Source organism: Glycomyces artemisiae, from assembly GCF_003002955.1.
GTDB lineage: Bacteria > Actinomycetota > Actinomycetes > Mycobacteriales > Micromonosporaceae > Glycomyces > Glycomyces artemisiae.
Genome location: NZ_PVTJ01000007.1, coordinates 1 through 15,185, shown reverse-complemented (window position 1 = coordinate 15,185; position 15,185 = coordinate 1). Strand labels below are relative to the sequence as shown.

The 15,185-nt window shown below is 70.9% G+C and carries 11 protein-coding genes; all 11 read right to left on the bottom strand.

Translation table 11 applies throughout. The annotated features are described in order from the left end of the window. Window positions 1-67: 67 nt before the first annotated feature. A complete protein-coding gene (gene uidA / locus B0I28_RS17700) occupies window positions 68-1,831 on the bottom strand; it encodes a beta-glucuronidase (RefSeq protein WP_106365181.1) in 1,764 nt (587 codons plus the stop codon). Continuing rightward, complete coding sequence (locus B0I28_RS17695) at window positions 1,832-2,674, bottom strand: ATP-binding cassette domain-containing protein (RefSeq protein ID WP_106365180.1); 843 nt, start codon at window positions 2,672-2,674, stop codon at window positions 1,832-1,834. Further along, a complete protein-coding gene (locus B0I28_RS17690) occupies window positions 2,671-4,422 on the bottom strand; it encodes a dipeptide/oligopeptide/nickel ABC transporter permease/ATP-binding protein (RefSeq protein WP_106365179.1) in 1,752 nt (583 codons plus the stop codon). Before B0I28_RS17690 ends, B0I28_RS17695 begins: the two co-directional genes overlap by 4 nt. Next, window positions 4,419-5,360, bottom strand: a complete 942-nt coding sequence (locus tag B0I28_RS17685; RefSeq protein WP_106365178.1) for an ABC transporter permease — start codon at window positions 5,358-5,360, stop codon at window positions 4,419-4,421. The genes B0I28_RS17690 and B0I28_RS17685 overlap by 4 nt, the downstream gene beginning before the upstream one ends. Window positions 5,361-5,409: 49 nt before the next feature. After that, window positions 5,410-6,945 (bottom strand): ABC transporter substrate-binding protein, encoded by a 1,536-nt coding sequence (locus B0I28_RS17680; RefSeq protein WP_106365177.1) that lies wholly within the window; start codon window positions 6,943-6,945, stop codon window positions 5,410-5,412. A 102-nt stretch (window positions 6,946-7,047) separates the two neighbouring features. Next, a complete protein-coding gene (locus tag B0I28_RS17675) occupies window positions 7,048-8,853 on the bottom strand; it encodes a family 43 glycosylhydrolase (protein WP_106365176.1) in 1,806 nt (601 codons plus the stop codon). Between the two features lies 1 nt (window position 8,854). Beyond that, window positions 8,855-11,476 (bottom strand): family 78 glycoside hydrolase catalytic domain, encoded by a 2,622-nt coding sequence (locus B0I28_RS17670; RefSeq protein ID WP_106365175.1) that lies wholly within the window; start codon window positions 11,474-11,476, stop codon window positions 8,855-8,857. 13 nt (window positions 11,477-11,489) lie between these two features. Beyond that, the gene (locus B0I28_RS17665) at window positions 11,490-12,800 is read right to left on the bottom strand and encodes an MFS transporter (protein ID WP_106365174.1); all 1,311 of its coding nucleotides are present in this window, start codon (window positions 12,798-12,800) and stop codon (window positions 11,490-11,492) included. A gap of 104 nt (window positions 12,801-12,904) precedes the next feature. Further along, window positions 12,905-13,915: an SDR family NAD(P)-dependent oxidoreductase gene (locus B0I28_RS17660; protein WP_106365173.1), complete on the bottom strand. Its 1,011-nt coding sequence runs from the start codon at window positions 13,913-13,915 to the stop codon at window positions 12,905-12,907. After that, a complete protein-coding gene (locus B0I28_RS17655; protein WP_219926838.1) occupies window positions 13,912-14,448 on the bottom strand; it encodes a gluconokinase in 537 nt (178 codons plus the stop codon). The genes B0I28_RS17660 and B0I28_RS17655 overlap by 4 nt, the downstream gene beginning before the upstream one ends. Next, window positions 14,445-15,185: enolase C-terminal domain-like protein (locus tag B0I28_RS17650; protein ID WP_281260940.1), on the bottom strand; the 741-nt coding region annotated here is incomplete at its 5' end. The genes B0I28_RS17650 and B0I28_RS17655, both read right to left, overlap by 4 nt.

Here is a 15,185-nt window from a genome sequence, read left to right as displayed (position 1 = left end):
CCTCGGCATCCGAGCCCGCCCGGATCGGGCGGGCTCGGATGCCGAGGGTCGCCGCCTGCAACCGATCTCAGTCCTGTCCCCGCCAGCGCTTCCGGAGCACGCGAGCGGCCGCTTTCGGGCGGCGGTCCCGCGTGAAGACGCCCTTCTTGTTGCCGTCGACGCGGAAGACCCCGGCCATGGTCTGGAAGTCGGCGAAGTTCCACACCTGCTCGCCGATGACGGCAGGGACGCGGTCGAAGACCCGGTGGTACGTCTCCAGCAGCGCGGTCTGGAAATCCTCGGTCCACAGCTGCGCGTTGACCGAGTGGAGCCCGGCGAGGGTGTCCGCGCCGTACTCGGTCATGACGAGCGGCTTCCCGAACCGCGCCTCCCAGCCGCGCAGCTCCGCCTCCAGATGCGCTTCGGCGCTGGCGAGGTCGCCGGTGTCGTTGTACCAGCCGTAGTAGCGGTTCAGGCAGATCACGTCGAACAGGTCGGCGATCGTGTCGGTCTCGAAGGTCGCGAAGACGAGATTGGCGTACGTGACCGGCCGCGTCGCGTCGAGTTCGCGGGTCAGGTCCACCAGCGGCGCGAAGTAGTCGCGGGCGCCGTCCTCGAACGAGGCGGGCTCGTTAGTGATGCACCACATGACGACCGACGGGTGGTTCTTGTCGCGCTGGATCAGCTCCCGGATCGCCTGCGCGTGGGCCTCGCGGGTCGCCTTGCCGAAGCCGTCCTCGCCGAAGGTCCGCTCCACCGCACCGGTGCGCATCCCGCCGCCGATCGCGAGGTTGAGACCCACCGCGGCGGTCTCGTCGATGACCACGATCCCGTGCCGGTCCGCGTAGTCGAGCACCTCTTCGGCGTACGGGTAGTGCGAGGTGCGGAACGAGTTTGCGCCGCACCAGTCCATGAGCCGGAAGTCGTGCACCATGTACGCCGGGTCGTGGCCCTTGCCGCGCACCGCGGTGTCCTCGTGCTTCCCGAAGCCCTTGAAGTAGAACGGCTCCCCGTTGATCAGCAGTTCGGTGCCGCGCACTTCGACCGTGCGGATGCCGACCGGCTGCGAGTACGAGTCCACGACGGCCCCGTCCTCGACGACTTCCGCGACCAGCTCGTACAGGTACGCCGCCCCCGGACGCCACAGCCTCGCGTCCGGGACCCGGAGCTCGCCCGAGGCGCCCTCCCGCTCGGCCACGGTCGCGCCCTCGGCGTCGAGCAGCCGCACCCGCACCGCCGCACCGGCCGCGACCTCGTACTCGACGACGCCCGTCGTCCCGTCGAGACCGGAGACCACCGTGACGTCCTCGACCGACACGGCCGGGACACTGTAGAGCCACACCGACCTCGCGAGGCCCGCGTAGTTGTAGAAGTCGTGCCGGTACAGCTGCTTGCGGCGGCCGTCGTCGGTCGTGGTCGTGAACCCCGGCGGGATCGTCGTCGGCGTCAGCTCGTTGTTCACCCCGATCGTGAGCCTGAACTCACCACCCGGCTCGACCAGGTCCGTGACGTCCGCTTCGAACGGCGTGTACCCGCCCACGTGCTCGGCCACCAATGAGCCGTCCACATAGACACGACCCTCGTGGGTTGCCGCATCGATGCGGACCCGCACCCGTTCACCGGCCCACCCGCGCGGCACCCGCACGGTCCGCTGGTACCAGACCCAGCCCACGTGGTCGCGGATCGCGTCGTCCGCGAACACGTCGTTGTAGCTCGCGGGAACGGGCGCTTCGAGGTCGGTCCGAAGGACGCCGGTCCACGGCTCAGGTCCGGCGTCGTCGTCCAGGGCGAAGCGCCAGAGCCCGTCCAGGTTCACCAGCTCGCGCGTGGGTGAGTTCTGCGGTCGTAGCATTCAGATCACTCTCTCCTCAAGGGACGATTCGGTCAGTCGGCGGCGTGCTTCCCGGCGCCTCGCCTGCTCCTCCGGGTCGGCGACCGGGGACGCGAGCAGGAGCCGCCGCGTGTACGCGTGCCGCGGCGAGGAGGTCACCTCCGCGGCCGGACCGGTCTCCACCAGGTCGCCCCGGTACAGCACCGTGACCCGGTGGCTGATGCGCCGGATCACCGCGAGGTCGTGCGAGACGAACAGGTACGCGACGCCCGTCCGCTCCTGGATGTCCACCAGCAGGTCCAGGACCAGTGCCTGCGTCGACAGGTCCAGCGCCGACACCGGCTCGTCGCAGACGATCAGCCGCGGGTCCGTGGCGAGGGCCCGCGCGATGGCGATGCGCTGGCGCTGGCCGCCGGAGAACTCGCGGGGGAGCCGCTCGGCCGCCCCGGCGGGGAGCCCCACTTGGTCGAGCAGGGAGCGGACACGCGACCGCGCCTCGGTCGTCTTGGCGCCCTGGACGATCAGGGGCTCGCTGAGGATGTCGCCTACGGCGAGCGAGGGGTTCAGGGAGGTGTACGGGTCCTGGAACACGACCTGCACGTCTTTGGCGAGGCCGCGCCGAGCGCGCCGCGTGAGGCCCGTGGTCTCGCGGCCGTCGAAGCGGATGCTCCCGGAGGCGGGCGCGACGAGGCCGAGCACGGCGCGGCCGATCGTGGTCTTGCCCGAGCCGGACTCGCCCACGAGGCCGAGGGTCTCGCCTTCGGCGACGTCGAGGGAGACGCCGTGGAGCACTTCGACCGGGGCGGCGCGGAAGCCGCGGCCGGGGAAGGCGACGCGCAGGTCGGCGACTTCGAGCAGGCTCATGTCAGGCTCCGTTCGGCGGCGGGCCGGTCCTCGCGGACTGCGGACCCGTCGAGGATCGAGTCGAGCAGCATCCGCGTGTACGGGTGCCGCGGTTCGCGGAAGACGTCCCGCACGTCGCCGGATTCGACGATCGCGCCCTCGCGCATGACCGCGATCCGGTCGCACAGGTCGGCCACGACCCCGAAGTTGTGGGTCACCAGCAGCACCGCCATGCCCAGCTCCGACTGGAGGTCGCGGAGCAGGTCGAGGATCTCGGCCTGCACGGTCACGTCGAGCGCCGTGGTCGGCTCGTCGGCGATGAGCAGCTTCGGGCGGCTCGCGACGGCGCCGGCGATGAGGACGCGCTGCGCCATGCCGCCGGAGATCTGGTGCGGATAGGAGTCGAAGCAGCGCTTCGGGTCGGCGATGCCGACGCGTTCAAGGAGGGCCAGGACCCGTTGGCGCGCTTCACGGGCCGAGACGGGGAGCGCGGCTCGCACGCCCTCCACGAGCTGCGCGCCGACGCGGTACGACGGGTCGAGGTTCGACATGGGCTCCTGCGGGATGTATGCGATCTCCTTGCCGCGCAGGCGGCTCAGCGCGTGGTCGTCCAGGCCGACGAGTTCGCGGCCCTCGAAGCGGATCGAGCCGCCCGTGACCACGGCCTCGGCGGGCAGGACCCCCAGTGTCGCGAACGCCGTCTGGGTCTTGCCGGAGCCGGACTCGCCCACAAGGCCGAGCACCTGTCCCTTCTCGACGGTGAGCGAGACGTCCTCGACGACGGTCTTCAGGCTCCCGTTCGGGGCCGGGTAGGCGATGGCGAGGCCGCGGACCTCCAGGAGCGCGCCCTCGCCGTCGCCGTCCTCCGGAGCGACCGCGACCCGCTGGCCGGAGCCGATCTTGAGCGGCTTCGGGCCGGTTCCTTCGAGGGCGTCGCGCAGTGCGTTGCCCAGCAGTACGAACGAGGCCGTGGTCAATCCGAGCGCGAGGCTCGGCCACAGGAACTGCGCGGGCGCGATGTAGAGGTTGCGGAACCCCGAGGAGATCATGGCGCCGAAGCTCGGGATCTCCAGCGATCCGACGCCGAGGAACGCGAGCCCCGATTGGACCGCGATGCTGGAGCCGAGCATGAACGCCGCGGCGATGATGACGGGCCCGCGCACGACCGACAGCACGTGCCTGCGGAGGATGCGCGCGTCGCCGAGCCCGGCGACGCGGGCGGCGTCCACGTACAGCTCGTGCTTGACGCCGAGCACGAGGTTCCGCACGATCCGGTACAACCCGGGCGCGAGGAGCACGCCGAAGATGAGCATCGTGGCCCGGTAGTCGCCGCCGGTCAGCGGCATCAGGACGATGAGCAGCAGCACCCCGGGGAAGGTCATGACGAGGTTGAACAGCCACTCGGTGGCGAAGCGCACGCGCCGCCCGAAGTAGCCGCCGACGAGGCCCGCGGTGACGCCGATCGCGAGCGCCACCCCGGTGCCGATGAGCGCCGAGACCGCGGCCGTGCGGGCCGAGTGGAGCAGGCGCGCGAGGATGTCGCGGCCCGACTCGTCGGCGCCCAGCGGGTGGCCCGGCGAGCCGACGGGCGCGTTCACCGCGGACAGGTCGGATTCGTTGGGGCCGTGGCCGGTCACGAGCGGCGCGAGCAGCCCGAGAGTGAAGATGACGAAGAGGACGGCGAAGGCGGCGACCGCCTGCGGGTCCTTCGCGAGCCGGCGCCAGGCCGGGACGCGGGCCTCGGGGGCGGCGGTGTCCGATGTGCTCACTGGACCCTCGCTTTCGGGTTGAGCCAGCCGTTGGCGAGGTCGGTGGCGAGGTTGACGACCGTGACCAGTGCGACGCCGAAGGCCGTGATGCCGAGGATGACGGGGATGTCGCCTTGCAGCGCCGCATTGAACGCGTAGCTGCCGTAGCCGGGGAGGGCGAAGACGTTCTCGATGATGAGCGCGCCGCCGAGCATCTGGATGAACTCCAGGGAGAGCACGGTGAGCGCGGGGCTCCCGGCGTTGCGGAGCGCGTGCTTGACGATGATGGCGGTGGACGAGACGCCGCGCGTGCGCAGCGTCCGCACGTAGTCCTTGCGCAGCTCGTCGATCATGCGGCCGCGCACCTGCGCCGTCAGGTTCGCGACGCCGCCGATCGTCAGCACCACGACGGGGATGGTGATGGACCGGAGCCAGCCGACCGGGTCGTCGGCGAGCGGCGTGTACCCGGTCGCGGGCAGCCATTTGAGCTGCACCGCAAGGAGGACCACGAGCCCGATGGCGAGCAGCAGGCCCGGGACGACGTACCCGGTGAGCGACAGGCCCTGCGCGATGCGGTCGGCCGCGCCGCCGCGGGAGGCGGACCAGACGCCCAGGCACACCGAGATCACGACGGTGAGCAGGAGCGCGGGGACGATGATCGACAGCGTCACCGCCAGCCGGTCGGCGACTGCCGGGCCCACGGGCAGCGAGGTGTAGACGGACTGCCCGAAGTCGCCCTGTACCGCGGCGACGAGCCAGTCCCAGTACTGGACGGGCACCGGCCGGTCCCATCCCTTGGCGGCCATGAGGGCCGCGGTGGTCTCGGGGGTGGCGGACTGGCCGAGGATCGTGCGCGCCACGTCCTCGACCATGGTGCCGATGAGCAGGAAGGTGATGAAGACGACCAGGAGTGCGAGGACGATGCCCGTGCCCAGGCGCTTGGCGATGTAGGAGATCATGGTTGCCCCTGTCGGACCGGGAGGGGACGGCGCCCCTCCCGGGTCGGGTTCAGGATTCGACGTCGAACAGGCGGACCGTGGAGATCGTGGACGCGCCCGTGGTGGTCAGGGAGATGCCGTCGGCGGTGGCCCACAGGCCGCCGGTGAAGACGATCGGCGCCTCGAACGCCTGCTCCACCGCGTACGCGTTGAGTTCGCGGTAGGACGGCAGCGCCTCCTCCAGGTCTACTGTGGAGTTGATCTGCTCGAACAGGGCGTCGACCGTGGCGTCGGTGTAGCCGCGCGGGTTCGAGTAGCCGCTCGCGCCGAAGTGGGAGACCGAGTCGGCCTCGGGGGAGTTGAAGCCGGTGACCTGGAACGAGAGCGGGTAGTCGCCGGAGAGGTGCGCGGACTGCGCCTGCTGCGGCGGCACGGCCTCCCATTCGAGGCCGAGGCCGATGTCCTCGAACGCCTGCGAGAGGACCGACTCGTACGAGGTCGACAGGAACGTGCTCGGGATCGTGAACACGGTCCCCTCGTACCCGGCCTCCTCCACGAGCGCCCGGCCCTTGTCGGGGTCGTACGGGTACGCGTCGTTGAGCGACTCGTCGTAGACCTCGCCGTAGGGGCTGTAGATCTGGGTGGTGGCCATGCCGACGCCGGCCATGATCGAGTCGAGGATGCCCTCGCGGTCGATCGCGTAGTTGATGGCCTGGCGCACGCGCACGTCGCCGAGCGCGGGCCACTGCTCCCCGCCGCGGTCGAGGATGTCGAGGTACGCCGTCGCCTGGGCGTCGATCTGCTGGAGCGCGAACCTGTTCTGGTCGAGCTGCCCGGAGACCTGGGCCTGGACGGTCGCGGCGTTGATCTCGCCCGCCTGGAGCGCGTTGAGCGACGCGGTGGGGTCCTGGAGGACTCGCACGGTGACCTTCTCGAAGTCGTACGCGTCGGCGTTCCAGTAGTCCTCGCGCTTCTTGAGCACGTACGTCGTGCCGGGCACGGTGTTCGCGGTGTCGAGCGTGTACGGGCCCGAGCCGATCGGGTCGGTTGCGGTGCGCTCGTCATCGAGGGTGTCGGGGTCGCCGATCGCGCCGGTGCTCAGGGCCAGGTTCGGCAGGAACTGGGGGTCGTTGTGCGTGAACGCCACCGTCACCGTGTGCTCGTCGACGGCGGTGATGCTCTGCACCGCGCCGTACTTGACCTGCACGATCCCGGCGGTGGTCCGGTTGCGTTCCATGGTGGCGGCGACGGCCACGGCGTCCACCGGGTCGCCGTCGCTGAACGTCATGTCGTCCCTCAAGTGGAGGGTGAGCTCGGTGCCGTCCTCGTTGTACTCCCAGGACTCGGCGGCGTTGGGGATCAGCTCGCCGGTCTCGTAGTCGCGGGCGAGGAGCGTGTCCAGGATCGAGGACCACACGAACATCTGCTGGCCGTCCACGAGCTGGGCCGGATCGAGGGAGTTGGGGCCGGAGAAGGCGGCCAGGGCGAGTTCGGTCGCCCCGGACCCGTCAGAGGAGTCCTGTCCGCCGCAGGCGGCCAGGAGCGAGGAGAGGACCGCCGCGGAGGCGATCGCGGCCGCCCCGCGGCGGTGAGAGGTCGTTGGCATCTTTTCAGACTCCTTCGTGTGAAAAGGCAATCCGGCAACCGATTGACGGTTTGAGGGAACAGCCGGGTTGTCAGGTAGTACATCAGCTGTTGATTGAAGTTGTCAATCGATTGCCACGACATTCTCAGGCTGTGGCCCGTTCGTTACGACCCGGACCGTGGTCCCGGGAGCGATCCCGCCGCCGTTGAACGCGTCCACGGCGACCCAGTAGTCCGTGTCCGCGTTGAGGGTCCGCAGTTCCAGCTCGTTGCGCCCATGCACCAGGCGGCTCTGGTAGAGCTTCTCGGGATGGGCGCCGTACCTGACGTTGTAGCCGTCCGCGCCGGGCGATTCGGGCCAGTCGAGCCGCGCGGTCAGGTCGTCGGTTCGGACCGCCGTCACGGCAACCGGTTCCGGTGCGGGGCCGCCGCCGATCCCGAACACCCGCAGCCCGCTCACCGCGAACACGGCGTCGAAGGGCTGTCGCCCGGCCGTGACGCGCACGTGCCGGACCTGTCGCCCGCCTTCGAGGACGACGAGCGCGTGGGGCCCGTCTTCGCCGGTGCCGCGCGTGTCCCGCACGGCTTCCCAGGCGGCGCCGTCCGCCGACACCTCCACGAGGAACTCCGCGGCCTGGTGCTCGGCAAAAACGCCCCGCCACGAATGCCCGACGTCCACGCCGTCAGGGCACTCCGGCGCGTCCACCCCGTGGGCGGCCAGGTTCACCTGGATCGCGTGGACCCGCTGGGTCGCACCGAGGTCGAGCGACACCCACTCGCCGGGCTCCCGCGATCCGGCCGCCCACCACGTGCGGATGTCCTCGTCCGCCGCCAGCGCCGGGCCGTGCCCGGCCAGCGATGACGAGGCGGTCGCCTCGGCGCGGTAGGACAGGAGCATCCACGGCGGATCGGCCCACGGGTCGGCGGACCCGGCCGGGACGGGCCGCGGGTAGTCGCCGAAGTGCTGGTTGCAGAAGAGCACGCCGTCCGCGTCGAACCCGGCCGGGAAGATCCCGACCCGCCGCTCGAACGGGTCGTTCACCGAGATCCGCATGGTGGCGGCGTGCCACCAGTTGCCATGCGCGTCTTGGAAGGTGCTGCCGTGCCCGGCGCCGGTTGCGAAGCCACCGGGTTTGGAGGAGAACGGGCTGTGGGGTGAGTACGCGAACGGCCCGAGCGGCGACGGACTCGTGAAGTACCCGTCCGCGTAGGTGTTCCACTGCGTCCCCGGCGCCGCGTACTGGAGGTAGTACGTGTCGCCGCGCCTGGTCATCCAGGCGCCCTCGATGTACGGCTCGCCGGATTGGAACTGCGCGATCTTCCGCTCCAGCTCGGTGCGCGGGACCGCCTTGACGTGGTCCTCGCCGGTCCGCTCCCAGCCGCGCGCGGTCGTGTCGGCGGCGACGAGGTCCACCGGCTCGCCCAGCGGCGTGAAGCTCTCGGGATCGACCTGCACGCCCCGAACGGGTACGGTGCTGCTGCATCCCCAGTAGAGGAACACTTTGCCGTCCTCGTCCTGGAACAGGTTCGGGTCCCAGAACGGGAACGTCCCGGGCGCGACCTCGGTGAAGTCGCCGGTGAGCGGGTCCTCGCTCCGGAAGAACGGGCACGGAGCGTCCTTCTTGGAAGCGCATACGATCAGCGCTCCGTCGATCACGCGGGCGTCGGGCGCGTAGTCGTAGGCGGGCAGCGCCTCGCTCGCGCGGTACTCCCAGTCCACGAGGTCGGCGGAGTGCCAGAACCCGCGCGACATCGACGCGAACAGGTAGAACCGGTTCCGGAAGCGCACCACCGAGGGGTCCGCGCCCTCACGGTGGACGCTGCGCCGCGGCTCGCCGAAGACGACGCCCTGCACGACCCCCTTGAACCGGAGGTCCTGGTACCGGTACGCCAGGTCCAGGGGGTTGCAGTAGTGGCCGAGGTCGTCCATGTCAGTGCCCTTCGTCCAGGCGGCAGGCCGCGCGGTGGACGCCGGGCGCGGCGGTGCGGGTCGTGCCGTCGGGGAGGGCCATCGTCGCGGAGGTCCCGGGCGGGACCTCGACGGTGAGGGCGAGTTCGCCGCCCTCGACCGCCCAGTCGACCCTGATCGTCCCCTGGGGAGTGTCGAGGTGTCCGCGCGCCCACGTCAGCGACGCGTGCGGGAAGGGCGCCACGGTGAACGACTCCCATGCCGCCGAGTCCTCGTCCTGCCGCAGCCCGAGGGTGTGCGTGTGCAGGAAGCGGATCACCGCGCCCTTGCTGTAGTGGTTCAGCGATTCGTGCGCCTCGCCGTCCTCGTCCACGCCGTCCCAGTTCTCCCAGATCGTCGTCGCGCCGCGGTCGAGCATCCCCAGCCACGACGGCTCGGTGCGCTGGAACAGCAGCTCGTACGCGAGGTCGGCGCGGCCGTGGTCGGCCAGGACCGGCAGGAGGTCCGCGGTCGCCAGGAACCCGGTCGTCAAGTGCGTGTCCGCCTCGCGGATCAGCGCCGCGAGCCGGTCCACCGCGCGCTCCCGCAACTCGTCGGGGATCAGGCCGAAATGCAACGCCCGCACATAACTCGGCTGGTTGTCGACCGCGGTGTGGCCGTGCTCGTCGAGGAACTCGGTGCGCCACGCGTCCAGCACCCGCGCCGCGGTCGCCCCGTACCGCGCGGCCTCTTCGGCCCGCCCGAGCAGGCCCGCGATCCGCGCCAGGACGCTCGTGGACCGGTAGAGGTACGCCGTGCCGATCTCGCCTTTGTCCGAGGTGAACCATGCGGTCGGGTTCACCTGGATCGGGTCGTACGACTTCCCGTCCGGGCCTTTCGGCTTCGGCTCGCACCACTCTCCCCAGTGGAACGATCCGTCCCAGAGGTACCGTTCGTGCGGCAGCGGCTCGGCCGAGCGCTCGATGCGCGAGGCGTGCCGCGCCGAGGCGGCATTGCCGAGGGCCCACTCGACCCACCGGACCATCGCCTCCCAGTTCTCCGCGAGCACTTCGGAGTCGCCGTATGCGGTGTACAGCTCCCACGGCACCAGCACGATCGCGTCGGCCCACCCTGCCGAGCCGGTCATCATCGCGAGCCGCAGCTGCGGGTTGAGCTTGGTGCGCCGCCCGTCGGGGGAGAAGCTCGCGATGCGCCCGTCGTCCCACTGGTCGTCGCGCACGCTGCGCAGCCATTTGCGGCTGAACCCCAGGACGTCGTACAGGCGCGTGGCGGTCGGTGCGAACACCTGGTAGTCGCCGGTCCAGCCGATGCGCTCGCGGGTCGGGCAGTCCGTGGGAATGTCCACGGCGTTCCCGCGGAAGCTCCATTTCGCGACCTCGTGCAGCCGGTTGAGGTCGTCGTCGCTGCAAGCGAAGTCGCCCGCCGGCGCCAGATCGCTGTGGACGACCCGCATCGCCACCGCGTCCGCGTTGAGCGGCGCGTCCCGGGTGATCCGGGCGTACTGGAAGCCGTGCACGGTGTGCCGCGGCTCGAACACCCCGGGCGCGCCGGAGGAGACGACCTCGTCGCGCTGGCGGAACACCACCTCCTTGCCTTCAGGCGAGGTCGCGTCGAGGTGCGCGGTCGTCAGGTCGCCGTCCGGGCCGAGGTGCTCGCCGTACTCGATGACGGTGCGGGTCCCAGACGGGCCGAGGTCGCTCAGGGCGATCCACCCGGAGGCGTTCTGGCCGAAGTCGGCGATCCAGGTGCCGTCATCGATCTGCTTGAGCGACACCGCGGGCCGCGTCTCCACCACCCGGACGGGCGGAGCGGGGGACCAGTCCACAGGCGGCGCCTCGGCCCGGCCGGTCAGGACCGGCACCGGGTCCTCCTGCGGCGCTTGCAGATCCACGGTCTGGCCGTCCATCAGTCCCGCGCGGACCACCTGGGAGCGGTGGCTCGTCCACGACCCGTCGCTGCGAACCACTTGCCGGGTGCCGTCCTCGTACGCGACGTGGAGTTCGAGCCGCACGCCCGTGGGGCCGTCCCAACCGGCGGGTTCGCGGAAGGCGCCGACTTCGCCGCGCACCCAGCCGTCCGACAGCAGCACTTCGATCCGGTTCGCGCCCGGCAGCACCGCGGCCGCGGCCGCCTGCGCGTACAAGGTTCGGTCGTAGGAGGTCGACCCCGGCGACAGCTCCGCGGTCCCGACCCGCACGCCGTTGACGAACGCCTCGTACACCCCCAGCGCCGTCGAGTACAGCCGCGCCGATCGCACGCCTTCCCGCGCTTCGAAGTCCGTGCTCAACGTGTACGCCGGTCGCTGCCCGAACGGCTCGTTGCCGGTCTCGACCGGGGAGATCCACTCCGCGGTCCAGTCGGCCTCGAACAGTCCGCTCTCGAACGCGTGCCAGTCTGAGACCGCGTCGCCGGTCCGCACCCGCCAGCGCACCCGCCGGGCGCTGCCCAGCGGCGCCCACGGCCACGGCACGAACCGGTGCCCGTCCACCTCGACTTGCGTCTGCGCCTCGCCGTCGACCTCCGCTTCGAGCCGGTACCGGCCGGCGCCGGCCACCGGCAGCCAGGAGAGCCGCGGCGCGGGCCCTGACACGGGGAACTGGTCACCGCCGGAGTCGATCCGCAGGCCCTGGGGTTGCTGAGTCATTGCGTGCCTTTCGCTATCGGACGGACTTGATCTTGGTGGCGATGACGAGGCCGCCCGCGAGCGCGAAGACCGCGCCGCACAGGTACAGCAGCGTGTAGTTCTTGTCGCCGCCGCCCGCGCCGACGGTGATGATGAACGGCGCGATGAGCGGCGCTATCGCGCTGGGGATCTTCTGCGCGAAGGCCACCACCGCGAGGTAGCGGCCGGCCTGGGCGCGGTCGGGGAGCACGGCGAAGGCGATGGCCTGGTCGACCGTGGCGAACACCGCGATGGCGAGCTGCATGAGCACCATGCCCGCGATGAGCTGCGGCAGCGAGTACGCGAACGCCTCGGTCACCGCGCCCGCGACGAAGATCCCCGCGCCGATCAGGGCGAAGAGCTTGCGGCGCTGGAGCTTGTCGGAGAGGAACCCGCCCGCGACGGCGCCGCCCGCGGCCGCGGCCACGCCGATGATCCCGATGACCGCGAGGACTCCGGCGACTTCCTTGACGGGCAGGTCGAGGCGCTGCGCGTAGAAGAACGTGCTGAACGTCGTGTTGAAGTACAGGCCCATGAAGAAGATGAACCGGCCGAGCCAGTTCCAGCCGAAGTCCGGGTACTTCCGCGGGTTGAAGCCGTAGCTGGTGATCAGGCCCTTGACCGTGACGTGGGCGCCTGCGCCCACGAGCGCGCGCGAGTCGCCCTCGGGCTTGAACACCGGGAGCAGCAGCATGAGGGCGACGCCCACGGCCGCGGGGACCATGAACACGAGCAGTTCATTGGAGGCGAACGCGTAGGCGATCCCGATGCCGAGCACCGGCGCGACCTGGACGGCGACGCCGGTGAGCGCCGAGACGCGCCCGCGCTGCTCCTCGGGCACCCGGTCGGCTTGGAGGTTCTGGATCGCCTGGCCCGCAACAGACCAGCCCGCCATGCCGATCACCCAGAACAGGCCCACGAGGAGCACGTTCCCGGCGAGTGCGATGCCGCCCATGGCGACCAGGCCGAGCAGGGCCCCGGCGGCCATGAACGGGGTGCGGCGGCCGAACCGCGACCGCAGCCGGTCGCTCCACAGGCCGATCAGAGGGCTGAGCGCGAGGTAGGTGAACTGTGCCGACCCGGTGACGAAGCCGAGGAGCTCCTCGCGGCCGGGCGCGATCTCGTCGATCCGCAGGGCGAGGGAGTAGGAGAGCGGCACCATCATGGCGAGCGAGCCGCCGAAGGCCGCGACGGCGAGCCAGACGAGGTAGGCAGTGCTGACGCGCTGGAGGGGCGGGGCGGCGATCGCCCCGGGTGCGGCGTCCGGAAGGGACTGCGCCGCCGGTTCCCGAGTGTCTTCGGGCATGTCGACTCCTTTGTCGTGGTTTGCGAGCGGTGCGCCGGGTGCCGGTGGCGCCCCGCTCGCGGTGAGGGCGTTGTGAAGTTGGAGGGCGAGGGGGCCGACCGGTGCTACTGGACGGACCAGCCGCCGTCGGAAGGGAGGACGGCGCCGTTGATGTTGACGCCGTCGTCGCTGAGCAGGAACGTGATCGACGCCGCCAGCTGTTCGGGCACGGCCAGTGAGGGGATGGCCTGCTGGAACGGCGCGATGCGGGCGTGTCCGGCCGCTGAGATGTTCGCGGGCATCGCGATGCCGGAGGCGACCGCACCGGGTGCGATCGCGTTGACGCGCACCCCTTGCGGTCCGTACATGAACGCCGCCGACCTGGTCAGGCCCACTACGCCGTGCTTGGAGACGGTGTAGGCGGTGCCCGCGGAGTTCCCGCGCAGCGCCGCCTCCGAGGCCACGTTGACGATCGAGCCCCTCCCTGCGGCGAGCATGACCGGTGCGACGGCGCGCGTCAGCTTGAAGCTCCCGGTGAGGTTGATGCCGAGCACCCTGTCCCACATGGCATCGGTGGTCTCGTGGACCGGTGAGTAGTCGTCGGTGACGCCCGCGACGTTCGCCAGGCCGTCGATGCGCTCGCCCGCGACCGCCGCGATCCGGTCGATGTCGGCCTGATCGGTGATGTCCGCTCTGACGGCGGTGACCGACGGCAGCTCCTCGGCGAGTTCATGCAGGCGGTCGGCCGTCACGTCGACGGCGACCACACGGCCGCCCTCCCGTGCGATGCGCGACGCGGTGGCCCGGCCGATCCCGGAGGCGGCTCCGGTGACGATCACGGTCCTGCCGCCGAATCGCCCGGGCACGACGGTCTCGTGCCATCGGCCCGAGTCCGCGGTCTCGGTCGGGGCGACGCCGTCGTTCGCCCGCAGCACCAGGTCGTCCACGACCGACTGCGGCATCTGCCCCTGGCTGACGGCCACGAGCTGCTGGAGCGGCAGGTTCCGTACGGGCGCCAGCATGTCCTCGGCGACACCGGACTGCGCGAGGAGGCCCTTGATGAGCGGCTCGCCCTTCGGATGCCGCAGCCAGGCGTCGATGGTGCTCTGCGCGGTGAGCGGCGCTGGATCGTTCATGCGGGGCTCGCTTTCCTTGCGTCGTCCAGGCGGAAGGCGATCGCCTCCGCGGTTGCGTCGGGGCTGCCGTCGATGGCGACGGCGAAGCCCGGTTCGTCCGGCTCCAGCGGTTCGAGGGTCGCGAACTGCGAGTCGAGGAGTCCGGTGGGCATGAAGTGCCCGGCCCGCGCGGCCATCCGCGCGGCGATGAGCTCATGCGCGCCGTCGAGGTGCGCGAACTGCACCGGCGTCCCGGCGCCGGCGGTGATCGATTCGCGGTAGACGCGGCGCAGTGCGGAGCACGCGACCACGACGGGCCGTCCGGCGGCGAGGCGCTTGCGGATCGCCGCGCCCACCTCCGCGAGCCAGGGCCACCGGTCGTCGTCGGTGAGCGGGGTGCCCGCGGCCATCTTGGCGACGTTCGTGGCGGGGTGGAGGTCGTCGGCGTCGACGACGTCGCCGCCGATGCGGGCGGCGAGCAGAGCGGCGATGGTGGTCTTGCCGGAGCCCGCGACTCCCATGACCACGATCGCTTGGGGCGCTTGAGTGTTCACCAGTCGTGGATGGTGCCGTCGTGGAGGCGGTTGAAGGGGAGGTACGCCTGGACGTAGGGGTACTTCCCGGCTTCGTCGGTGTCGAGGTCGACGCCGAGCCCGGGTTGGTGGCCGGGGTGGAGGTGGCCGTCGGTCCACGTGAACGACTGCTGGAAGACCTGGTCGGTCTTGGCGCCGTGTTGCATGTACTCCTGGATGCCGAAGTTGTGGATCGCCAGGCCCAGGTGCATGGCCGCGGCCATGCCCACCGGCGAGATGTCGGTGGGCCCGTGCATCCCCGACTTGATCTGGTACTGCGCGGCGTAGTCGAGGACCTTCTTCAAATGCGAGATGCCCCCGGTGTGGGTGACCGCGCTTCGGACGTAGTCGATGAGCTGCTCGCGGATGATCTGCTGGTAGTCCCACACCGTATTGAAGATCTCCCCGATCGCCAGGGGCGTGGTCGTGTGCTGGCGGACCAGGCGCAGGGCCTCCTGGTTCTCGGCGGGGGTGACGTCTTCAAGCCAGAACAGGTCGAACGGCTCCAGGGACTTGCCGAGCTGCGCGGCCTGGATGGGGGTGAGGCGGTGGTGGGCGTCGTGCAGCAGTGGGAGTTCCGGCCCGAACTCGTTCCGGACGGCTTCGAAGACGGTGGGCACGTGGCGGAGGTAGGAGCGGGTGTCCCAGTCCTCCTCGGCCGGGAGCGCCCCGCGCTGGGCCGGCTCGTGGTCGTAGCGGACCCCGGCCATCGCCTCGTA